Source organism: Pseudomonas sp. TE3910 (genome assembly GCF_056279025.1).
Genome location: NZ_JBWBQN010000001.1, coordinates 1,234,196 through 1,256,071, shown reverse-complemented (window position 1 = coordinate 1,256,071; position 21,876 = coordinate 1,234,196). Strand labels below are relative to the sequence as shown.

15 protein-coding genes and 1 pseudogene are annotated in these 21,876 nt (G+C 60.2%); 7 read left to right on the top strand and 9 right to left on the bottom strand.

The annotated features are described in order from the left end of the window. Positions 1 to 13 precede the first annotated feature (13 nt). The 5 genes from ACZ9H3_RS05500 to glgA form a co-directional block, all read right to left on the bottom strand. On the bottom strand, positions 14 to 1,081 hold the full coding sequence (locus ACZ9H3_RS05500; protein ID WP_476220039.1) for an autotransporter domain-containing protein: 1,068 nt from the start codon (positions 1,079 to 1,081) through the stop codon (positions 14 to 16). 502 nt (positions 1,082 to 1,583) lie between these two features. Further along, complete coding sequence (glgX, locus tag ACZ9H3_RS05495) at positions 1,584 to 3,737, bottom strand: glycogen debranching protein GlgX (protein WP_476220037.1); 2,154 nt, start codon at positions 3,735 to 3,737, stop codon at positions 1,584 to 1,586. A gap of 148 nt (positions 3,738 to 3,885) precedes the next feature. Continuing rightward, positions 3,886 to 4,140 (bottom strand): DUF2934 domain-containing protein, encoded by a 255-nt coding sequence (locus ACZ9H3_RS05490; protein ID WP_099775082.1) that lies wholly within the window; start codon positions 4,138 to 4,140, stop codon positions 3,886 to 3,888. Positions 4,141 to 4,340: 200 nt separating this feature from the next. After that, positions 4,341 to 6,410 (bottom strand): 4-alpha-glucanotransferase, encoded by a 2,070-nt coding sequence (gene malQ / locus ACZ9H3_RS05485; RefSeq protein WP_476220035.1) that lies wholly within the window; start codon positions 6,408 to 6,410, stop codon positions 4,341 to 4,343. A 110-nt stretch (positions 6,411 to 6,520) separates the two neighbouring features. Continuing rightward, the gene (glgA, locus tag ACZ9H3_RS05480; protein ID WP_102051561.1) at positions 6,521 to 8,080 is read right to left on the bottom strand and encodes a glycogen synthase GlgA; all 1,560 of its coding nucleotides are present in this window, start codon (positions 8,078 to 8,080) and stop codon (positions 6,521 to 6,523) included. A 449-nt stretch (positions 8,081 to 8,529) separates the two neighbouring features. On the opposite strand from glgA, the gene ACZ9H3_RS05475 reads away from it, so the two are divergent. The 5 genes and pseudogenes from ACZ9H3_RS05475 (at position 8,530) to zwf (ending at position 15,679) form a co-directional block, all read left to right on the top strand. Beyond that, positions 8,530 to 11,091 (top strand): dermonecrotic toxin domain-containing protein, encoded by a 2,562-nt coding sequence (locus ACZ9H3_RS05475; protein WP_476220033.1) that lies wholly within the window; start codon positions 8,530 to 8,532, stop codon positions 11,089 to 11,091. A 10-nt stretch (positions 11,092 to 11,101) separates the two neighbouring features. Further along, positions 11,102 to 12,583, top strand: coding sequence for a hypothetical protein (locus tag ACZ9H3_RS05470; protein ID WP_476220031.1), 1,482 nt, complete (start codon positions 11,102 to 11,104; stop codon positions 12,581 to 12,583). Further along, positions 12,564 to 13,061, top strand: a complete 498-nt coding sequence (locus ACZ9H3_RS05465; RefSeq protein WP_476220029.1) for a hypothetical protein — start codon at positions 12,564 to 12,566, stop codon at positions 13,059 to 13,061. Before ACZ9H3_RS05470 ends, ACZ9H3_RS05465 begins: the two co-directional genes overlap by 20 nt. 140 nt (positions 13,062 to 13,201) lie before the next feature. Then, a complete protein-coding gene (gene gnd, locus ACZ9H3_RS05460) occupies positions 13,202 to 14,182 on the top strand; it encodes a phosphogluconate dehydrogenase (NAD(+)-dependent, decarboxylating) (RefSeq protein ID WP_330523302.1) in 981 nt (326 codons plus the stop codon). Continuing rightward, positions 14,179 to 15,679 (top strand): annotated as a pseudogene (zwf, locus tag ACZ9H3_RS05455) (glucose-6-phosphate dehydrogenase). Before gnd ends, zwf begins: the two are co-directional and overlap by 4 nt. 78 nt (positions 15,680 to 15,757) lie before the next feature. Here zwf and nhaB read toward each other — a convergent pair. Next, positions 15,758 to 17,260, bottom strand: coding sequence for a sodium/proton antiporter NhaB (gene nhaB, locus ACZ9H3_RS05450; RefSeq protein ID WP_099775076.1), 1,503 nt, complete (start codon positions 17,258 to 17,260; stop codon positions 15,758 to 15,760). A 164-nt stretch (positions 17,261 to 17,424) separates the two neighbouring features. On the opposite strand from nhaB, the gene ACZ9H3_RS05445 reads away from it, so the two are divergent. Both ACZ9H3_RS05445 and nudC read left to right on the top strand, forming a co-directional pair. Beyond that, positions 17,425 to 18,237: a crotonase/enoyl-CoA hydratase family protein gene (locus ACZ9H3_RS05445; protein WP_476220026.1), complete on the top strand. Its 813-nt coding sequence runs from the start codon at positions 17,425 to 17,427 to the stop codon at positions 18,235 to 18,237. Between the two features lie 37 nt (positions 18,238 to 18,274). Then, positions 18,275 to 19,105, top strand: a complete 831-nt coding sequence (gene nudC / locus ACZ9H3_RS05440; RefSeq protein ID WP_330523307.1) for an NAD(+) diphosphatase — start codon at positions 18,275 to 18,277, stop codon at positions 19,103 to 19,105. On the opposite strand, the gene ACZ9H3_RS05435 is transcribed toward nudC, so the two are convergent. The 3 genes from ACZ9H3_RS05435 to ACZ9H3_RS05425 all read right to left on the bottom strand — a co-directional run bounded on the left by ACZ9H3_RS05435 (position 19,073) and on the right by ACZ9H3_RS05425 (position 21,836). Continuing rightward, on the bottom strand, positions 19,073 to 19,852 hold the full coding sequence (locus ACZ9H3_RS05435) for a TSUP family transporter (RefSeq protein WP_065757657.1): 780 nt from the start codon (positions 19,850 to 19,852) through the stop codon (positions 19,073 to 19,075). The two genes, nudC and ACZ9H3_RS05435, sit on opposite strands and share 33 nt — an antisense overlap. Before the next feature lie 122 nt (positions 19,853 to 19,974). Further along, positions 19,975 to 20,742 carry an SDR family oxidoreductase gene (locus tag ACZ9H3_RS05430; RefSeq protein ID WP_065757656.1) on the bottom strand — a complete coding sequence of 256 codons (768 nt, stop codon included), beginning with the start codon at positions 20,740 to 20,742 and terminating at the stop codon, positions 19,975 to 19,977. Positions 20,743 to 20,768: 26 nt separating this feature from the next. Beyond that, positions 20,769 to 21,836, bottom strand: coding sequence for a phosphotransferase family protein (locus tag ACZ9H3_RS05425; RefSeq protein WP_330523308.1), 1,068 nt, complete (start codon positions 21,834 to 21,836; stop codon positions 20,769 to 20,771). Positions 21,837 to 21,876: the final 40 nt, after the last annotated feature.

Sequence of the window (21,876 nt, the reverse complement as noted above, 5' to 3'; positions counted from 1 at the left end):
TGGGGCCACGCCACTACCAGCGCACCCGTATACCCAGATTGCCAATCAAGCCATTCAGGGCGTTATCGTCGACAACGCTGCTGTAGTCGGCACTGACGAACAGGCTCACCTTGGGTGTCATCCGCGCGACCAGGCCCATCCCCAGTTCAATCGTGGCAGAGCTGCGGCTACTGCTGACTTTGTCTACCTTGTCGAGGCTAAGGGTGTCGGCGTTGGAGAAGTCATACCAGACGTTGGTGCGCACGTAGGGCTCGATCGGCATGCCGCGCACTTCATAGCGTCCAGACAAGCGCGCGCCGACGCGTCCGCTCCAGTTCGGCAGGCTGTCGTGGCTTTGCAGCATTTCGGCCTGGTTAGGGTTCCCGGGGTAGTACTGTTGGTTGATCAATTGTGCCTGTGGTTCGATCACCCAGTTGTCACCCAGACCAATGGGGTAGCCACCCTCTACCGAGAGGGTTAGCGCATGGCCTGTACCGTCCAGGCGAGTACCGCTTTCGTTGCGGCCGCTGGCATCGAAGCGGGTGCCCATGGCGACAGCATCCACATGCCAGCCTTGGTCATGGGTCATGCTCCAATAGACGCCCAGGCTTTCACCTTCCAGCTTGACCGCATTCTTCGGTTCGCTGCCGCGTGGGCGCATACCATCAAAGCGGCTTTGCAAGTTGCTGTGACCGACGAAGAAACCAGCGCGGTGAGTATTGCCATCACTGGTTTCACGGACGAACAGGTCGGGGCTGATCTGCAGGTTCTGGTTCGGAGCGTCAAGGTTGTACGGTGCAGTGCCTGCAGGCTTGCCAGGGGATGGAAGGAACTGCGCCCATTGGCTGGCAATGCTGTCCTGCGGAACCTGTATTGCGCGCTCAGCCTGGCGTCCAGAGAAGCCGTTCAGGCTGCTCAGGCTCAACCCCGCAACGCTGACCGGTTGCAGCGACACAACCGGCAGGTCCGCCGATTGTGCGTAGAACGAATCGTTATCCTCTAGGCTCACTGCATGGGTTTCCACAGGGGTTGCGATTAGCAGCGACGTGGAAACCGCGTAGAAAACATACTCAAAGCCCGAAGGACTCGATGTTTTTTTCATGGCGGATCTCCTCTGTTGTAACAGCCAATGGCCTGGCTGAATGTCACGGGCTGTACGACAAAATCAGAGGGCGACACGCGCCAGCAAACCGGCCCCAGGCTTGCGCGAAAAGACGCGAGCTAGAGGCCCGGAATGAGTATTTTTGTATGGTTTCACTCCCTGAAGCTAAGGAGAGGTCAAGGCATGCGTCAAGAAATTGTGAATGTGTCGTGAGCGGTGCGTTGGAGCATCTAATGTGCTGAAAATTATGATTTCTTCATTTTTAATAGCCCCGGAGGGTCTTTCAACGGGGCTGGCTATTTCGAATCATTTCTAAGGAGTGCTTGCGGGCAGTGCACTGCAACGGTGTTGCATCTTTCCTGGCGCGCTCGTTCCTTCTTGCGCACTTTTCGTGTCTTTCGGTATGAAAAATGATCAAGGCGCGCGAAAAAGCTTAACTATCTGATTTGTAAAAACCAAAAAAACGAGCCTACCGCCTCGACGAAGATCAGCACGCCCGAAATCACGCATCCTCGGCAGCGTGCAGTTCCAACAACACCAGAGAGCGGCCGCTGACCTTCAGTTTGCTGCCGAACGCCAGCCGTCTGGTCTTGCCCTCTGCAGGCCGGGCGGTATTGAGTAGGCAGCGCCAGTGGTTGCCATCCGGGACTGCCGGCAAGGTGAAGGTGCGTGGGTCGTGGTAGGCGTTGACGATCAACAGCAGGCTCGCGTCGTTCCCCGGGCGCAGGATGCCGCTGGCCTGTGCCCGCCCGTTCAGCAGCATGCCCAGGCAGCGCCCTTGGCGGTCATGCCAGTGCTCTGTGGTCATTTCGTTGCCGTCGGTTGCCAGCCAGGTGACATCCTTGACACCCAGGGCTTCATTGAATGTGCCCACCAGGAAGCGCGAACGGCGTAGCACCGGGTAGTGCCGGCGCAGTGCGGTCAGGCGTTTGACGAAGTCGAGCAGGGCTGTGCCTTCTTCATCCAGGTTCCAGTTGACCCAGCCGATCTCGCTGTCCTGACAATAGGCGTTGTTGTTGCCGTGCTGGGTACGGCTGAACTCGTCGCCCGCGACGATCATGGGGGTGCCTTGGGCCAGCAGCAGGGTTGCGAAGAAATTGCGCATTTGCTGCATGCGCAGGGCACGGATCTCGGGGTTGTCGGTAGGGCCTTCGACGCCATGGTTCCAGGACAGGTTGTGGTCGCTGCCGTCCTGGTTGTTTTCGTCGTTGTCCAGGTTGTGTTTCTGGTTATAGGACACCAGGTCGCGCAGGGTGAAACCGTCGTGGGCGGTGATGAAGTTCACTGAGGCGAAAGGCCGTCGGCCACGTCGGTTGAACAGCTCGCCGGAGGCGGTCATGCGCGAGGCGAAGTCCGTCAACTGGCCCTCGTCACCCTTCCAGAAGGCGCGCATGGTGTCGCGGAATCGGTCGTTCCACTCGGCCCAGCCGGGAGCGAAGTTGCCCACCTGATAGCCTCCGGGGCCACAGTCCCAGGGCTCGGCGATCAGTTTGAGCTGACGTAACAGTGGGTCCTGGCGACAGGCAACAAGAAAACTGTGACGTTCGTCATAGCCGCTATGGTAGCGACCAAGGATGGTCGCCAGGTCAAAGCGGAACCCGTCCACGTGCATGTCGCCAGCCCAATAGCGCAAGGAGTCGGTCACCAGTTGCAGCACGCACGGGTGGCTCAGGTCGAGGGTGTTGCCGGTGCCTGAGTCGTTGATATAGAGCCGCTTGTTATCGGGCATCAGGCGGTAGTAGGAGGCATTGTCGATACCGCGCATGGACAGGGTCGGGCCTTGCTCATTGCCTTCGGCGGTATGGTTGTAGACCACATCGAGTATGACCTCCAGCCCTGCATCGTGCAGGTGCGCGACCATCTCCTTGAATTCGGCGATTTTGCCGCTGGCCAGATAGCGCTGATGAGGGGCAAAAAACGCGATGCTGTTGTAGCCCCAGAAATTGTTCATGCCTTTTTTCAGCAAGTGCTGGTCGTTGACAAATGCATGAATGGGCAGCAGTTCAACGGAGGTAACCCCCAGCTGTTTGATATGGCTCAACAACGCCTCGCACATCAAACCGGCAAAGGTGCCGCGGTGGGTCTCCGGCACGGCCGGATGGCGCATGCTGATGCCGCGTACATGTGCCTCATACAGCAGGGTTCGATCCCAGGGGACGTTGACGCGCTGATCGCGCCCCCAGGTGTAGGCCGGGTCGATGACCTTGCACTTGGGTACGAAGGGCGCGCTGTCGCGGGTGTCAAAACTGAGGTCGCCGTCGGGGTGGCCGATGGTGTAGCCAAACAGCGCTTCGGACCACCGCACATCGCCGACCAACTGTTTGGCGTAGGGGTCGATCAGCAGTTTGTTGGGGTTGAAACGGTGGCCGTTTTCCGGCGCGTAGGGACCATGCACACGGTAGCCATAGAGCAACCCTGGATGCGCGTCGGGCAGGTAGCCGTGGTAGATCTCGTCGGTGTACTCAGGCAGTTCGATTCGCTCAAGTTCCACCTGACCGTCAGCGTCGAACAGGCACAGTTCAACTTTGGTTGCGTTGGCTGAGAACAGTGCAAAATTGACACCCAGGCCATCCCAGGTGGCACCCAGCGGATAGGGCAGGCCCTCACGCAATCGCGAAGGTTCATGGAGTGGCGCAGCGGGCTTGCGTGTCGTCATGGAGGTCCTTGCTTCATGGGGGCCGGTGGGTGGTGGCGGTCGCAGTTCCGGGCCATGTTGTGCCTGCAACGGACGCACTCACCGTTCATCTGTCGCTTGCTCGAACATACGTCGGCCTGTGCAGCGGCAGGCCGACGTTGCAGTGCGCTTACTGTGCAGCAGGCTTTCTGGTGGTGCGTGGTTTTTTCACCGACGCTGGCTTGTCAGCGTTTGGGGGGCTGGCACGCGAGGGGGCGCTGGCGGCAGCTTTGGGTTTGCGCGGTTTTGCCTTGGGTGCCAGTGCTTCGGCTTCAGCCAGTTTGCGTGCCATTTCCCAATGGCGATGCTCCTGGCCGTCGGGTTTACCTTCCGATTCCCAGATCAGGTAGGCGAATTCTTTAATGCGTTTTTCCTCGACACTCATCTTGATGCTCCTGTTTCAGGCGATAGGCTGGATAACGAGATTGACGGGAAATGTGTCAGCACGTCCCGAACAGCTGGCAGAGGACAAGACAAAGGGTAGAAGCACGGGTGTGTTGTCCCGGTTCTGTGCCGGGATCAAGCGGGGTGTTGCAGTGGCAGGCAAACCGCTGGGCAGCAGCGCCGAGATCGCCGGGGTTGAATTCATCTGTCACGCTCGAAGGCTTGTTCACGGGCTTGCGCCAGCAGCTCAAGGCGGCGAGCGGCGTCCGGGTCATCGAGCAAGGCATCGGCGTTCAGGGCGAAGCGTCGACGCCAGTTGGGATGGCCGCTGACCGTACCCGGAAGGTTGGGCTGTTCATCAATACCCAAGGCATCCTCCAGTGGCAGCAGCACCAGCGGCGCGCGGGTATGGCCGATAAAGCGTACGCAGGCATCGATGAGCGAATCACTGTCCGGGAGCGACTGGTGGTAGTTCTGTTCCAGAATGCTGCGCAGGCCTTTGCATTCCGCTACGCGGGTTTCGCGCCAGTGCCGCTCGGTGATGGCGTCGATCAACCCCAGGCGCTGGTTCCAATCTATGTCGCGGGCCTGCAGCCAGCCGGCCAGCGGTGGCAGGTCGTGGGTGCTGCTGGTGGCCAGCGCATCGTCTGGCCAATCAAGGATCGGCTTGAACTGGCCATGTCCATGCTGCTCAAACAACAGCACACGAAGGCCGAGTATGGCCCGTGCGGAGAGCTTGTCGCGCAAGCCTTCCGGTATGGTGCCGAGGTCTTCACCCAGCACAATGCCCTTGTGTCGCACTGATTCCAGGCTCAGCAGGCGCAACAGGTCGTCGAGCGGGTAGTGCAGGTAGGCGCCGTCACCTGCTTCGGCGTCCAAGGGGATCAGCCAGAGCCGCTGCAGGCCCAGTACATGGTCGATGCGCAAGCCCCCGGCATGCTGAAAGCTGGCCCTGAGCATCTCGATAAAGGCGCGAAAGCCATTGCGCCGCAGTCCTTCAGGCGAAAACGCACACAGCCCCCACTTCTGCCCGGCACGGTTGAGCAGGTCGGGCGGCGCGCCGATGCTGAAGTCGGCCAACAGTTCGTCCTGGCGACTCCAGGCCTGGCTGCCAACACCGTCAGCACCGATGGCCAGGTCGCTGATCAGGCCAACGCTCATGCCGTTGCTGCGGGCAGCGTCCTGTGCACGTTCAAGGCTGCGGGTAATCAGCCATTGGCAGAACGCGTGATAAGTAACCCGTTCGGCGTGCTGCTCGGCGAAGGCTGCGACCTCCGCGCTGTAGGGGTTGTGCCAGGTTTTCGGCCAATGTCGCCAGTCAGCGTCCATGCCGCGTTCAGCGGCGGCCTCCAGCATGGCTTCAAAGCGGCAGTGATGCTCCAGGGCTTGACCACCGGTGTCGCGAAAGCTCTGGAAGTCGTTGTACAGCGGGTGTTCCTGCTGGATGAAGTCTCGGTACAACGCCTCTAGCAGGCGCTGCTTGGCCTTCGCGGCACTGGGCCATTCGATCAGTGGAAGGTCTTCGAGGCGTTGCAGTTCCTCTTGCCCGATCTGTTCATTTGCCTGGCGTACGGCACGCTCGCCAAAAATGATCGCTGGGCTAGCGTACAGGCTGTTCAGAAACAGTCGGCTGGACGGTGAGTAGGGGCTGTAGCGTTCAGTGTCGCTGGCAAACATCGCATGCACCGGGCTGATAGCCAGGGCATCCGCACCGCGCTCGGCGGCACTGCGTGCCAGCGCCTCCAGTGCCAGGCAGTCACCGAAACCGCCATCACCCGGGCGACGCAGGCTATAGAGTTGAGCGCTCAGCCCCCAGCAGCGTGGATGATCGGTGCCCAAGGCATCCGCCAGGCTGTAGCAACGCAAAGGTGCAACGGCGAGGGTGAAGGTACGTCCGTCGATCGCCACCTGGTGGTAGCCGATTGGCAGCGTGCCGGGCAGCATGGCATTGGCGTCCAGTTGCAGCGACTGTTCATGCGTGTCTTCCAGCGTCACCTGGCAGGTGCTGCCTGCGGCAAAGTAGTGCGACAGGTCCAGAGGATGCCCCAGATTCACCGTCAACAGGGGAGGGAGATGCTTGGCGTCATGGGCCTTGAGCAGTGCGCTCAGGCTCTTCTCGATGGCTGCTGGGGTGTCGGCCGGGTGGCCCAACCCGGCCAGCATTTTACGCAGTACGGTGTCGGTGACCCGTTGTTGACGGCCGTTGGCGTCGGTCCAGTCCACTTGCAGGCCGGCACGGTGTGCCAGCAAGAGCAAGGCGTGGTCAGTCATGGGAAGGCTCCGGTGCCCGGAGCGCGAAACGGCTAGTTTCGTGCTCCAGCAGGTGATTACCGAGGGTTGGCAACTGGGCCGGGCTTTTGGGCATGCCCGTTACCTCGTGCTCATGAGTGACCTTGAGTGGCGCGTTCTACCAACGCTTCATACAAACGGGCGTAGGGCTCTACCGCCTGGCACCAGTTGAAGGGTTGGGTCATCGACAGGCAGCGCATGGCGTGCAGCAGGTCTTTTTTGGCATAGACATAAAAGGCCCGGCTCAAGGCTTCGCGGTAACTCTCCACCGTAGACTCGTTGAACAGAAACCCGGTGACGCCATTTTCGATGGTGTCGGCCAGGCCGCCGGTATTGCGGGCTACCGGCAGTGAACCGAAGCGCTGCGCATACATCTGGCTGAGGCCGCAGGGCTCATAGCGTGACGGCATCAGCAGGAAGTCGCTGCCGGCAAACATGCGCCGGGCGTCGGTTTCATTGAAACCGATGCGTACGCCGATCTGCCCTGGAAAACGTAGCGCCAGGTCACGCATGGCCTGTTCTTCTTCCGGCTCGCCACGGCCGATAATCGCGATCTGGCCGCCTTGTTGGACGATGTATTCGGCAACGCCCAAGGTCAGGTCCAGGCCTTTCTGATAGACCAGTCGTGACACGACTGCAAACAGTGGCCCCTCGCTGGGCTGCAAACCGAACAGTGTGCGTACCTGTTGGGTATTGCGCGCCTTGCCCTCCCAGTCGTTGAGGCTGAAGGGGTGGCTCAGGTGGGTGTCGGTAGCCGAATCCCAGCTCTCGTCGATGCCGTTGGGAATGCCACTCAACAGGCCCGACTGCGCCTTGCTCGAGAGAAAACCGTCGAGGCCGCAGCCAAACGCGGGTGTGGTGATTTCCTGCGCGTACGTGGCGCTGACGGTGGTGATGTGGCTGGAATAGGCAAGGCCGGCCTTGAGGAAGGACAGCTTGCCATAGAACTCCATGCCTTCCTGCTGCAGGGCGTGTTCTGGGATGGCCAGTTCCGGGCAGCACGCCCGGCTGACCACCCCCTGATAGGCGAGGTTGTGAATGGTGAACAGGGTTGGGGTATGCAGGCCGCGCCAGTGCATGTACGCCGGCGCCAGGCCAGCGGGCCAGTCATGGGCATGCACCAGGTCGGGCTTCCAGTGCACCATGCCCTCGCCAGCCGCGATCTCGGCGGCGGCCAGCCCCAAGCGGGCGAAGCGGATGTGGTTGTCAGGCCAGTCGCGGCCATTGTTTGCCCCGTAGGGCGTGCCTTCGCGCTGGTACAGCTCTGGGCAGATCAGGACATAGATCACCAGGCCGTCGGCCAGGTCCATGCGGCCGATCTTGCAGGGAGGGAGTGCGGCGTGCCCGCCCAGTTCCCCGACCAGATGAATCGGATTATCGCTTTCCAGCACCTGCGGATAGCCGGGGATCAGTACCCGCACGTCATGCAGGTGGCTCATGGCGCGCGGCAAGGCAGCCGAGACGTCGCCCAAGCCGCCGGTCTTGACCAGATCAGCGATCTCGGAGGTGACGAACAGGATCTTTTTCTTGTTCGGGTTTTGCTGTGGTACGGGCCTGGATGGCGTCGCTGCAGGTGCGAAAGGGGGACTGGCCGGCTCGATGACTTGAGCAGTGAAATGCGTTACATGAGGTTCGACAGCAGCATCAATCATACGTCTCTCCGTCCCTATGCAAACGGGTGTAATGGCACCCGAAATGGTCATTAGCGGTAAAGCGATTTCTCTGTTTTATACGTCGTGTTGAAGTGTTCGTTTTCTTGCATGCAAACGCCGCACCCATTGATGCTTTCCGCCGAAGGCGTGTTTCAGACGGAGGGTGGAAGGGACGCACCTGTTGTCAGGAACCCTGGCCTGGTTACTACTGGGTGGTTAGCCCGTTTTTCAGGCGTGACCGGTGCGACAGGGCAAGTTCCCCAAACGTTATCCGGGCAGCGTTATGAGTGTAGGAGAGCTTGAGTGAAATATGTGACCCACTGGTCACTTTAGCGAGGGTTTTGCGAAGGTTAAGCGGTTTTGTTGCAGGGCGGTATCAGGATACCGCGTGGCATTGGCAGCACTGCGTTCAAATCGGGCCTTCAGTTCTATACAAGAAGGCTTTTCAGATGACAGACCTACACTATGCCCAATGGCGCGAGCGCCATGTTTCACAGGCAATGACCTTGGCCGGGATCGTTGCCTCCCGACCCACCCTGGGCACGGTGGCCGAGCAACTACTGAGCCGAGAATGGGCAGCGCGGCAATTGCCCGTGACGCTGGACCCCCTGCATGTCACCGTGCGTGGGCCGGTCTCTGACCAGGCGAGTACCGCGCTGAGCCTGGCTCAAGCGGTAGTCCAGCAGTGCGCCAGCAAAATCACCTGCAACCTTACCCCCGGCCATGATTTCCTCACGCAAGAGCAGGGCGCCGAATTTCCTCAGGCCCTGACGCTTGATCTGCATACCGTGGAGTTGCTGATCAATGCCTGCGGCACTGCACTTCTCGATGCGTACAAACAGGCGCTGGTCGAATTCTGGAACCGCGCATTACCCACCGGGCAAACGCCGCTCAGTTGCACTGAGCACTGGCTGCGGCAGCATTTTGCAAGCGCAGTCCAGGTCGCGAAGGCGTCGGGTCGCCTTACCGCTACCCAGCAGTCACTGCTGACTGAACTGGCCCGCTACCCTGTCGAGACGGATCGTTCACGGGTTACCGAACTGGCCAAGGTAAAGCTGTACGTGCTGGGTGTACCGCCGGGCGAGCAGGGGGTCGCTGGCGAATTGATGAGCAGCCTGATCATCAGTGGGCTGGAGGGTGAGCACAATACCCAGGTGTACCTGTACGACCTGAGCGGCTATCTGCAACCCTTCGACTCACTCCAGGCGTTGCTGCAGTATGTTGAACAGTGGTTCGAACACGGTGCGGCCACCTGTACCGTTTCCCGTACCCTTGGCGATATGTTCGAGGCTCAGGCGCGTGTGCTGCTTGAGCAGCAGCTCCATTGGATTGACCTGATGGGCACGCGCGCGGACCTTGATGGCAGTACCTTCGCTGCAACGCTGGATGGCGTGATCTCGATGCAAGCCATCGGGCAACTGCAGGCCATTGATTATGCACGTGAGCTGTCCCGGCATCTCCCGGAGTGGTTGTTGAACGCACGCAAAAGCGACCAGGATCGCTATGTTCAGTGCCTCAAGGCAGTGGCACAGATACCGGAGGTCATGAGTGGCCGTTCTTATCTCGACGGTATTCCGACGATCGAGGTCTTTGCACAAAAGCGCCTGCAGCAACAAATGCTGCGTGATCACCCTGATGCCCAGGCCGTGGCGATCGAGCAGATCGAAGTCCTCAATCATGAGGTGATCGGTGCAGCGTTGGGTAGCGCTGGCAACCTGACGGTGCAGGGTACGATTAAAACCAGCGTCCGCAGCCTGACACAACTGGCACTCGACAACCTCGAGAGCTTGCGCCCCGGGGCACTTGAAGTTCGCACCCGAGGCGCGGCTGCCTTGCCGGAATGGTTCGACATTGACTATGTCAGGCACCTGGTCCGTAGCGTCGATGCAGGCGCGCAGTATCAGGCCTTGTTGGCAAACCAACTGCGTGATGATGCTGCGCAGGTTGAACTGCGCTATCCGTTGTTCAGGGCCCAATGGTATGGGCAACTGCCGTTGCTGGCACTTGAAAACACCATTCGCGGTGCATGTGGCTTTACCGAGGCGGGGTATGAGTTGGCGGTTGCACTGACGTCATCGCCAGCGGGGCCGTCGCCAACGGTGTCCGCACTGGCCTTTGTCGCTGAACCGGGCGCCTCGGCGGACAAGGTAGAGAACACCTACTTGATTGAGCCTTCCTCGCCGGGGCCTCTGCTGTTGTTTCGACCCCTGCACGCCACGCCGCTGTTGCAGTTTGCCTCGCGCAAGGCTCTGTTGGAGCAGATTGTGGCTGACCCAGGGTTGCAGGCGGACATCCTGTCCCGCTTGGCCGATCTGGTACGGCCGATCTACGACCATGGCGGTTTCAGCGAGCCGCACCTGCGAAGGGTTCTGCTGGAACCCGATTTCCAGGCCATCGAAACGCCGGCACCTGTAGTGTTGAGTAGCCTGGCACTGCCGGGTGAGGCCGCTCGGCATGTCTATGAAGGAACTGTTGCGCAACTGCTGCGCATTGCCGACCTGCAGTCCATCTCCAATGCCGAGGACCGTGCAAAGCATTGGCAAACGCTCAGTTGGCTGCTGTTCAATACGCTGTTGCCATTTGTGCGTGGTCCCTTGGCCGCTGTGGGTTGGGCGCTGGCGTTTGCCCATGGTGTACAGCAGCTCAATGGCCAGACCAGCCCGTCGCAACTTGTACCGGCCTTGCTCGATCTGTTGTTCTGCCTGATGTACGTCCTGGAGTTACTGCCGCTACCGGTACGGCCATCGGCTGCAGGGGCTACGCCGTTACCCCCGGCAACCGAGGCTCCGATATCGCTGCGTGTTGAAGAGGCGCCCGCGGTATTGAGTAACGGTACGGTGCTCAATCAGTTGGACTTTTCCTGGTCATCGGCTCAAGGCCGGTTGTCGAGCGCACAGGTTCGGGCGCTGGCACGTTTTCGCTCAACTAAATCAATCGACACACTCGGCTCGCCGGATGCGCAGGGCGTGTATTCCTTCCAGCACAAAAAACTGGGTTCAGATCGGCCATGACGTTTACCCGGTGCGAGTGGATGAAGAGGGGGTACGCATCGCCGACAGCCGCACACCGGATGAGCCGGGGCCCTGGCTGAAACGTCAGGCCGATGGCACCTGGGCGTTGGACCTGCGTTTACGCCTGCGCGGTGGCATGCACGGCAGTGCGCGTATACGTGCGGCCCAGGTGAGCAAGCAGGCGCGTATTGCAGCGTTACAGGGAGAGCTGACAACCCAGCGTGCGCAACTGGAGGCGCTGCGGGACGCACCCAGGCGCCCAGAGGAAATATCCGGGGCTGAACTGGCCAGCCTGATTGAACGGCTGCGTCAGCACGACGAATTGGTCGGGCAGGTGATCACCAACATGCAAACGCTGAACGACCTGTCGGCGGTAAGCGGCTATCGGCGCATTATGGCCGAAATGCTCAGGCAGCACATGCTGGTCAAGGGGCAACTGTCTTCAGAGCTGCGTTTGCAGCGCTTTAGCGTCAAGCAGTTGATCGACCGCTTGGTCGACAGTTTCGAGGGGCGAGGCGGGTTGCCTGCGTTGCTCAAGGGGCACGGTACGCCGGAACGTGCACTGTTGGAGAAGTATTGTGCCAAGCAACAGGCCCAAATCACTGAAATTGCCGAGACGACTTACGCCATGGAGTCGCTGGCGCCAGTATTGGAAAAAGCGCTTCCTGATGGCCCTCGTTACTTGACGGAAATTCAACTGCTTCAGGTCGGGTTGTCATCCTCCCTGGCCTGGCGGGGGACGCAGTTGTACACGATGGCCCTCGGGATCATCCTGAAGATCGAAGACAGCAGCACGGTGTTGCTGGAACAGGTCATTCCGCAAGCCAAACTGGCCTGTCGGTTGAGAATCGATGCGAAGGACCCTGCCTTGTCGGCGCAGGAGCAGGTGGAGGTGTTGGATAATGCGGTACGAAGTTACCAAAAATCACTCGACACGCTTGATAACTATCGTCAAAGCCTTGATGAAGCCGAACATCAGGCCTTGCTGGCGCCGCTGAGCGATCTGATTCAGAAACTCCTGGACCAGGCATTACAGGCGCTGGCAGAGCAGATCACTCGCCTTCCCAAAGCGCCAAAGCCCAAACCGGGGCCTTCCAGCCGGGGTAAAACGCTGATTCGTACCCGAGGGCAGCGACTGGTCGTCGGGCAGCGTCGTGCTGAGGGGCACGCCGGGCAACCGGCGATTGTCGATGTAATGGACCCGATCGAGAACACGGTCATTACCAGTTATGAGCAGACCCCCGGCGAGTCAGTATGGCGCGAGGTGCCAATGGCCCAACGGACACAGGCCGCCGCGCAACCGGGTGTTGCCCTGCGGACATTGCTGGGGCGTGCCGATGCGCTGTTGCGTCAAGCCGATCAGTCCATTGCGCGTGCTCAGGCCCAGTCACTGACGGCTCAGTTGCCTTCTGACATGGAGGACCTGCTGGTGTTGCAGGCCCGACCCTTGATTGACTTGTACACGCAGATCGATGCGCGTGCTCATTCGTGACAACGCGACCGATGAGGCGGTGACGGGGCAGTCTGCAGAATTGATAAACAAGGCCTTATGGGACAAGTCCGAGCAGATGCGCGAGGCTGGCAAGCGGATTCGTATCGAGATGATCAAACGCCAACTGCCAACTGCTGCACGGATTGCCTACCTGCACGAGCAGAAGGCGATCACCATCGCTCGTACTGTCAGGCGTAAACCGTTGAAGGACAAGCAGCAACGGCTGGTGGACTACCTGGATGAGTACGAAATACGTGACAAGGATGGCGAAGTGCTCTGGTATGCCCATTTTCATTACGCCAGTGCCGACGCAGCCGAGCGTGACTTCAGCGCTGCCCATTTGAAAACCCGCGAGCAACGACGACAAGGCTTGCAGTGGCAGAAAGCGCAGGCCAGCGACGGCCAGCAGGTGATTGCGATCTATCGCGCCAAACTGGACAAGAAAACCGCAGATGACGTGTTTCTCGGCCAACCCTGAGTGAACGACGGCGCTGCTGCAGGCGTTGGCCGGTCAGTCATCGCGCGTCGGTGCGCTTTATGACGGCCAATGCCTCTCTCTGGACTAATCTTGAGCCCAACAACGGGCTGAATTTTCCGACATCCAGTGGAGCCATCGTCATGCAATTGGGAATCGTGGGGCTGGGCCGCATGGGCGGCAACATCGCGAGAAGGTTGATGCGCCATGGCCATCTTCCAGTGGTTCACGACCGTAACGTGGAGGCAATCGATGCCCTGGTCGTTGAAGGCGCGCGCGGCGCGCAGAGCCTCGAGGACATGGTTGGTCTGCTGGACAAGCCGCGGGCCGTGTGGGTAATGCTGCCAGCTGGTGAGGCTACCGAGCAGACCATTGCCCGGTTGGCCGACCTGCTGGAAGCCGATGACGTGATTATTGATGGTGGTAACACCCACTACAAGGATGACATCCGTCGGGCCGACACCTTGGCCACACGTCAACTGCATTATGTCGATGTAGGAACCTCGGGCGGCGTCTGGGGCCTGGAGCGCGGCTATTGCATGATGATCGGTGGCGAGGCAGCCATCGTGGAACGGTTGGAATCGTTGTTCATCGCGCTGGCGCCGGGGGTTGGCAACGTTACCCGTACCGAGGGGCGCACGGGGCCGCTCGGGCGCGCTGAGCAGGGCTACATCCATGCCGGGCCTGCAGGTGCCGGTCATTATGTGAAGATGATCCACAATGGCATCGAGTATGGCCTGATGCAGGCTTATGCCGAGGGCTTCGACCTGCTCAAGAGCAAAGCCAGCGCAGCACTGCCCGCCGAGCAGCGTCTTGACCTCGACCTGGCCGAGATTGCCGAAGTCTGGCGCCGTGGCAGTGTCGTCACGTCCTGGCTGCTAGACCTGACCGCCAGCGCGCTGGTCGCCGATCCGCAACTCGACAGTTTCAGCAGCGCCGTTGCCGACAGTGGCGAGGGGCGCTGGACCATTGATGCGGCAGTCGAGCAGGCAGTGCCCGTGCCGGTGTTGTCGAGTGCCCTGTTTGCGCGCTTCCGCTCACGCCAGCAGCAAGGCACCTATGCCGACAAACTGCTTTCAGCGATGCGTTTTGGTTTTGGTGGGCACAGTGAGAAGTTCGAATGACGCTAGCCAAGGCTGAAACCGCTGCACCGTGCACGCTGTTTCTGTTTGGTGCCAATGGTGATCTGGTCAAACGTCTGTTGATGCCTGCCCTGTTCAACCTGCAGCGTGATGGCTTGCTTGACCCGCGCATGCGTATTGTCGGGGTCGATCACAATCCGTCCGCCGACCGTGAGTTTGCCGCGCGCCTGGAAGCCTTCATGCGTGAACGCGACCAGGGTAATGAGGGCACACGCTGTTTTGATGAAAAGCGATGGGGGCGCCTGGCCAGGCATATTCATTATCTGACTGGCGATTTCCTCGCCTCGACCACCTATCAAGCCATCGCACAACGGATCGACAAGAGCGGCACGGGCAATGCCATCTTCTATCTGGCTACCGCGCCGCGTTTTTTTCGCCGAGGTGGCCCGGCAACTGGGCGGTGCAGGGTTGCTCGACGAAGCCAACGGCTTTCGTCGGGTTGTGGTGGAAAAACCGTTCGGTTCCGACCTGGCCAGCGCTGAGGCGTTGAATGCGTCGTTGCTCGCGGTGATGAGCGAAAAGCAGATCTACCGCATCGACCACTACCTGGGCAAAGAGACGGTGCAGAACATCCTGGTCAGCCGCTTCTCCAACGGCTTGTTCGAGGCCTTCTGGAATAATCACTACATTGATCATGTGCAGATCACTGCAGCCGAAACCATCGGCGTGGAAAGCCGTGGTGGGTTTTACGACCACACGGGAGCATTGCGGGACATGGTGCCAAATCACTTGTTCCAGTTGCTGGCGATGGTTGCCATGGAGCCGCCAGCGGCGTTTGGCGCCGATGCCGTGCGCAGCGAAAAGGCCAAGGTGATCGGGGCTATCCGGCCTTGGTCGATGGCCATGGCTTTGAAAAATTCGGTGCGTGGGCAGTACACGGCAGGCAAACAAGGGCGCAAGAAACTGCCGGGGTATCGCGAAGAGCCCAGGGTTGGCCCGCATAGCCAGACCGAAACCTATGTTGCGTTGAAAGTCATGATCGACAACTGGCGCTGGGTCGGGGTGCCATTTTACCTGCGCACCGGCAAGCGGATGAGCGTGCGTGATACCGAAATCGCCATCTGCTTCAAGCCGGCACCTTATGCGCAGTTTCGTGACAGCGATGCCGAGCGGCCGAAGCCCAACTACCTGAAAATCCAGATCCAGCCCAATGAAGGGATGTGGTTTGACCTGCAAGCCAAACGCCCGGGGCCAACCCTTGCCATGGAGACGGTGGAGTTCGGCTTTGCCTACAAGGATTTTTTCAAGATGCAGCCATCAACGGGCTACGAAACGCTGATCTATGACTGCCTGACCGGCGACCAGACGTTGTTCCAGCGCGCCGACAACATCGAGAATGGCTGGCGTGCGGTACAGCCTTTTCTCGATGCGTGGCAGTGTGGCGGCGATGTACAGCCGTATGCGGCTGGCGAAGATGGCCCGGCTGCAGCGGATGAACTGCTGGCACGGGATCACCGCGCCTGGCATCCGATTGGCTGAAAATTGGCTGAAAAAAACAGGGCTTCGACCGGCGGTTGCCTGTCGAAGCCCTGTTCGGCGCTCAAGTGTGCTGTTGGCTTACAGCCAATAGGTCACGGCCCACCAGCCCAGCCCGCCCATGACGATGGTGTAGGGCAGGGCCATCCAGACCATCCGCCCGTAGGACAGGCGAATCAGCGGTGCGATGGCCGACGTCAGCAGGAACAGGAACGCCGCCTGGCCATTCGGGGTGGCCACACTCGGCAGGTTGGTGCCGGTGTTGATCGCCACCGCCAGGGTTTCGAAATGCTCGCGGCTCATGCTGCCCGCCAGGAACGCCTGCTTGACCTCGGTGATGTAGATCGTGGCGACGAAGACGTTATCGCTGATCGCCGACAACAGGCCGTTGGCAATGAACAGCATGCCGGGCTGCTGCTCGGCCGGCAGGGCCAGTACCGCTGCAATCAGCGGGCTGAACAGTTGTTGTTGGTGGATGACCGCGACCACGGCAAAGAACACCACCAACAACGAGGTGAATGGCATGGCGTCCTGGAAAGCGCGGCCCAGCCGATGTTCATCGGTAATCCCGGTGAAGCTGGTGATCAGCACGATGACCAGCAGGCCGATCAGGCCCACTTCGGCGATGTGCAGGCCAAGGCTGACAATCAGGATCAAGGCGGCCAGGCCCTGAATCAGCAGTGCGGCGCGTTGCTGGGAGGTCCGGGCAGCATCGTCTTCGGCGGCGTAGGCGGCGAGCACGCGGCGCACGTTGTCTGGCAGCAAGGTGCCATAGCCAAACCAGCGCAGTTTCTCCAGCAGCACGCAGGTCACCAGGCCGGCGGCCAGTACGGGCAAGGACACCGGTGCGACTTTGAGGAAGAAGTCGGCAAAGTGCCAGCCCATTTCATGACCGATCAGCAGGTTCTGCGGCTCACCCACCAGGGTGCAGACACCGCCCAGTGCCGTACCGACTGCGCCGTGCATCAGCAGGCTGCGCAGAAAGGCGCGGAACTGTTGCAGGTCTTCATGGTGCAGGTTGGCCAGGTGCTGATCATCATCGACCAGCGACTCTTCGCGTGGGTTGTTGCCTGATGCCACCCGGTGGTACACCGAGTAGAAGCCCACGGCGGCACTGATGATCACCGCGGTCACGGTGAGGGCATCAAGGAAGGCCGACAGAAACGCCGAGAGGAAACAGAACAGCAGCGACAACAGGGCCTTTGAGCGCACCCCGAGCAGGATGCGCGAGAACACGAACAGCAACAGCTCTTTCATGAAGTAGATGCCGGCCACCATGAACATCAGCAGCAGGATCACCGGGAAGTTGTGTTGCAGCTCTTCGTACAGTGTTTGTGGCGTGGTCATCCCCAGCAACAGGGCTTCGACCATCAGTAACCCGCCGGGCATCAATGGGTAGCACTTGAGCGCCATGCCCAAGGTGAAAATGAATTCGATTACCAGTACCCAGCCAGCCACCACCGGGCCGAGGGTAAACAGCAACAGTGGGTTGAGCAGCAGGAACAGGCAAATGGTGGCTTTATACCAACGTGGCGACTGCCCGAGAAAATTGTGGGCCAGGGCGCCGGCCAGGGAGCGGGACATGAAAAATGTATCCTTATGATTCAACAGCTGCGCAACTTGCCGGATGTGGGCGGCAAGATCAAGGCGGATGTAGTCCTTGTTTTGGCAAAACCACGGTCTGGGTGTCTGCCGTCACCTTGATATAGTCCTGCGACTAACCCTGCCTTAGCCCAAGGAGTGCCGTTGTGACCGACTATCAAGCGTTCAAGGTCGAACTGTCGAACAACATTGCCCATGTACAGATCAACCGTCCGGAAAAAATCAACGCGATGAACGCCGCGTTCTGGACGGAAATCATCGACATTTTCAAATGGATCGACGATACCGATGCTGTGCGGGTCGTGGTGATCAGCGGCGCGGGCAAGCATTTCTCGTCCGGCATCGATCTGATGCTGCTGGCCTCGGTGGCCAACCAGCTGGGCAAGGACGTTGGCCGCAATGCGCGCCTGCTGCGGCGCACCATTTTGCAGATGCAGGCGTCCTTCAATGCCGTCGACACCTGCCGCAAACCGGTCCTGGCGGCCATTCAGGGCTACTGCCTGGGGGGTGCCATCGACCTGATCACCGCCTGCGACATGCGCTATGCCGCCAGCGATGCACAGTTCTCGATCAAGGAAATCGACATGGGCATGGCGGCGGACGTCGGCACCTTGCAACGTTTGCCACGTATCATCGGCGATGGCCTGGTGCGAGAGCTGGCCTATACCGGCCGTACCATCGACGCAGAAGAGGCGCGGCAAATCGGCCTGGTCAACCGTACCTTCACCGATCAGGCCAGCCTGCTCGACGGGGTCTTTGCCATTGCCAAGGAAATTGCGGGAAAATCCCCCATTGCCGTGGCCGGCACCAAGGAGATGCTCAGCTACATGCGCGACCACCGCATCGACGATGGTCTGGAGTACATCGCCACCTGGAATGCTGCCATGCTGCAGTCCACCGATCTGCGGGTAGCCATGGCTGCCCACATGAGTAAACAGAAACCCGAGTTCGCCGACTGAAACCACCCAGCCGCGGGCTCGCACAAGGAACCGGAATATGTCAGTGCGTTGGACAACCGCGGTACTGGATACGAACATCAGCGGCGGCTTGGCGGTCGCCCGCTGTGCCCAGGGTTTTCTGGTCGACGATAATGGTGCCTTGTTTCCCCGCGATTGGCTCAAGCGCCAGGGCCTGGAGGTGTTGTGCGAACACGGCATCGGCTATTTTGATGGGCAACCGGTGTTTCTGTTGGAGCTCAAGGCCGAGCAGGACGTACCCGGCTGCAGCTGGCGTGGGCTGCGCCAGTTCATGCTCGAAGGTGACTTCGAGATTTACAAGGTGCTGGGGTACGCCGCGCAGATCGGTACCTGGGCCCGTGAACACCGCTTCTGCGGCAGTTGTGGTCAGCCGATGCAACAGATCCACTGGGAGCGCGCGATGTACTGCGCGCCGTGCGACCTGCGTTTCTACCCACGTATCTCGCCCAGCATGATTGTGCTGATCACCCGTGGCGATGAAATCCTGCTGGCCCGTTCACCACGCTTTGTCACCGGGGTGTACAGCACCCTTGCAGGCTTTGCCGAACCAGGTGAGTCCGCTGAAGACTGCCTGGTTCGTGAAGTGCGTGAGGAAGTGCAGGTCGAGGTGAAGAACATCCAGTACGTCGGCAGCCAGTGCTGGCCGTTCCCGCACTCCATGATGCTGGGGTTCCATGCTGAGTACGCCGGGGGCGAGATCGTCATGCAGCCTGACGAGATCGAGGATGCCCGGTGGTTCCGGGTCGATGCATTGCCGCCGTTGCCAGCAAGCCGCTCTATCGCCCGGTACCTGATTGACCTTTATGTAGCCCGTCGTTCAGGCCTGGCTGAACCAGTGTTGCCAAGCTAAGCGGACAGTCAGTCCGAGCACGACGGTGATGAACACCGGGCGGATAAACTTGGCGCCGCCGCTGATGGCGGTGCGTGCACCGAAAAACGCACCCACCATCAGCGCTGAACCCATGGACAGCCCGATCAGCCAGTCCACTTGCCCCGAAAAGATGAACACCGACAGTGCAGCTGCGTTGCTGACAAAGTTCATGCTGCGCGCCACACCGCTGGCCCGTACCAGGTCGATGGGGTACAGCAGCAGGCTGCTGACGGTCCAGAAGGCGCCCGTGCCAGGGCCGGCAACGCCGTCATAGAAACCCAGGGAAAAGCCTTGGGGAAACTGCCTGCCTTTCTTGATTGGCGCGTTGGCGTCCAGTGGTGCCTTGGGCGTGCCGCCGAACAACAGGTAGACGCCGCAGGCGAAGACGATCACCGGTAGCATCTTGTTCAACCACTCGGCGGGCAGGTAATGGGCGGTGACCGCGCCAATCAATGCACCAATCGCCGTACCGATCAGGCCTCGACGCCATTGAATGGGGTCGAACAGCTTGCGCCGGTAGAACGTGAAACCGGCGGTAGCCGAGCCAAAGGTCGAGCTGAGTTTGTTGGTACCCAATACCAGGTGCGGTGGCAGGCCGGCAGTCAGCAGGGCGGGTGTGGTAAGCAATCCGCCGCCACCGGCGATGGCATCGATAAAGCCGGCGACAAAAGCAACGGCGGCGAGGATGGCGAGGGTGGTCAGGTCAACGCTGAGTTCAAAAGGCATTTAATCGGCTTAATTCGGCAGGGCGCAGAAGGGCCGACATGGTACCGCCAGGTGCCTGCTGGAGCCAGCCTTGCTGGCGCCTGTAGCCGCAGGCAAGCCAACAAACCGCCTCGCCGCGCGGCTCAGGACAGGAAACCGCCATCGACGTTCAACGCCACCCCTGTGGTGTAGCTCGAGGCATCGCTGGCCAGATACAGCACCGCACCCGCCATTTCCTTGGGATCGGCCACGCGCTTGAGCGGAATCTGTTGCAGGGCCGTGTTGAGGATGGCCTCGTTCTTGACCAGCGCGGAGGCGAACTTGGTATCGGTCAGGCCGGGCAGCAGGGCATTGCAGCGGATACCGAACGGGGCGCACTCCTTGGCGAACACCTTGGTCATGTTGATGACGGCGGCTTTCGTTACCGAGTAGATGCCCTGAAACAGCCCCGGCGAAACCCCATTGATTGAGGCAACGTTGATAATACTGCCGCCGCCGTGCTCGCGCATGAGCTTGCCGGCTTCCACCGACATGAAGAAGTAGCCGCGGATATTCACATCAACGGTCTTCTGGAAGGCACTCAGGTCGGTGTCCAGCACGTTGCAGAACTGCGGGTTGGTGGCGGCATTGTTTACCAGAATGTCCAGGCGCCCGAATTGCCCGCGAATAACGGCAAAGGTCTCGCGGATCTGTTCCATTTCGCCGATGTGACATGCCACGGCGGTCGCCTTGCCGCCTGCCGCGATAATGGCATCGGCGACGTGCTGGCAGCCTTCGAGCTTGCGGCTGGAGACGATGACATGGGCGCCCTGCTGGGCCAACAGGTGCGCAATGGCTTCGCCGATGCCACGGCTGGCCCCCGAGACAAAGGCGATCTTGCCGTCGAGGTCGAACAGTTGGGTCTTGGACATGGGCAATTCCTTTCTTCTTGTTGGTGTCAAAGGCTGGATTTTTCGATGACCTGCAGGCTCATATGCTCCAGCAGTCTGTTCATGTGGATGAACGGGGCGAAACGCTTGTCCTGGGTTTGCCCGTGATAAAAGCGGTAGTAGATCTGCTGGATGATACCGGCCAGGCGGAACAGACCGTAGGTGTAGTAAAAATCAATATTATCGATCGTGATGCCCGCCCGTTCGGCGTAGTAATCAACGAATTGGCGACGGGTCAGCATTCCGGGGGCGTTACTCGGCTGGCGGCGCATCAGTTGTACGGGGGCAGGGTCTGTTGCTTCGATCCAATACGCCAGGGTGTTACCCAGGTCCATCAGCGGGTCGCCGAGGGTGGTCATTTCCCAGTCCAGTACGCCAATGATCCGCATTGGGTTGGCGGCATCAAGGATCACGTTATCGAAGCGGTAGTCGTTGTGAATGATGCCGGGGCGCGCGTGGTCTGCCGGCATCTTCTCGCGCAGCCAGGCGACCACGGCTTCCCAGCGCGGCGCGTCAGGGGTCAATGCCTTCTCGTAGCGACTGCTCCAGCCTTCGATCTGGCGCTGCACGTAACCTTCAGGCTTGCCGAGGTCGGTCAGGTTGCAGGCGCTATAGTCGACCTGATGCAGCTCGACCAGGCGATCGATGAAGCTCTTGCACAAGGCTTCGGTGCGCTCGGCGTTCAGGTTCAGCTCGGCGGGCAGGTCGGCGCGCAGGATGATGCCCTTGACCCGTTCCATTACGTAGAACTCGCTGCCGATCAACGAGGCGTCGGTGCAATGTACATAGGCCTTGGGGCAATAGGGGAAGCCACGGTTGAGCTGGTTGAGGATACGGAACTCACGGCCCATGTCGTGGGCCGATTTGGCCTTGTGCCCGAAAGGCGGGCGGCGCAGTACCAGTTCCTGTTCCGGGTACTGCAGCAGGTAGGTCAGGTTCGAGGCCCCGCCGGGGAACTGACTGATGCGCGGCGTGCCGTCCAGGCCGGGAATCTGTGCTTTCAGATAAGGGTCGATGAGGGCGACGTCGAGTTCTTCGCCGGGACGGACCTGGGTGGACTGGTCGTTGAGCGTCATGCTTATCCCTTATGATTGAGGCCTGAGATTATTGGCTAAT

Coding starts and splice junctions, on each gene's coding strand:
- ACZ9H3_RS05500 (WP_476220039.1), bottom strand. CDS start 1,081: ATGAAAAAAACATCGAGTCCTTCGGGCTTTGAGTATGTTTTCTACGCG.
- glgX (WP_476220037.1), bottom strand. CDS start 3,737: ATGACGACACGCAAGCCCGCTGCGCCACTCCATGAACCTTCGCGATTG.
- ACZ9H3_RS05490 (WP_099775082.1), bottom strand. CDS start 4,140: ATGAGTGTCGAGGAAAAACGCATTAAAGAATTCGCCTACCTGATCTGG.
- malQ (WP_476220035.1), bottom strand. CDS start 6,410: ATGACTGACCACGCCTTGCTCTTGCTGGCACACCGTGCCGGCCTGCAA.
- glgA (WP_102051561.1), bottom strand. CDS start 8,080: ATGATTGATGCTGCTGTCGAACCTCATGTAACGCATTTCACTGCTCAA.
- ACZ9H3_RS05475 (WP_476220033.1), top strand. CDS start 8,530: ATGACAGACCTACACTATGCCCAATGGCGCGAGCGCCATGTTTCACAG.
- ACZ9H3_RS05465 (WP_476220029.1), top strand. CDS start 12,564: ATGCGCGTGCTCATTCGTGACAACGCGACCGATGAGGCGGTGACGGGG.
- gnd (WP_330523302.1), top strand. CDS start 13,202: ATGCAATTGGGAATCGTGGGGCTGGGCCGCATGGGCGGCAACATCGCG.
- nhaB (WP_099775076.1), bottom strand. CDS start 17,260: ATGTCCCGCTCCCTGGCCGGCGCCCTGGCCCACAATTTTCTCGGGCAG.
- nudC (WP_330523307.1), top strand. CDS start 18,275: ATGTCAGTGCGTTGGACAACCGCGGTACTGGATACGAACATCAGCGGC.
- ACZ9H3_RS05435 (WP_065757657.1), bottom strand. CDS start 19,852: ATGCCTTTTGAACTCAGCGTTGACCTGACCACCCTCGCCATCCTCGCC.
- ACZ9H3_RS05430 (WP_065757656.1), bottom strand. CDS start 20,742: ATGTCCAAGACCCAACTGTTCGACCTCGACGGCAAGATCGCCTTTGTC.
- ACZ9H3_RS05425 (WP_330523308.1), bottom strand. CDS start 21,836: ATGACGCTCAACGACCAGTCCACCCAGGTCCGTCCCGGCGAAGAACTC.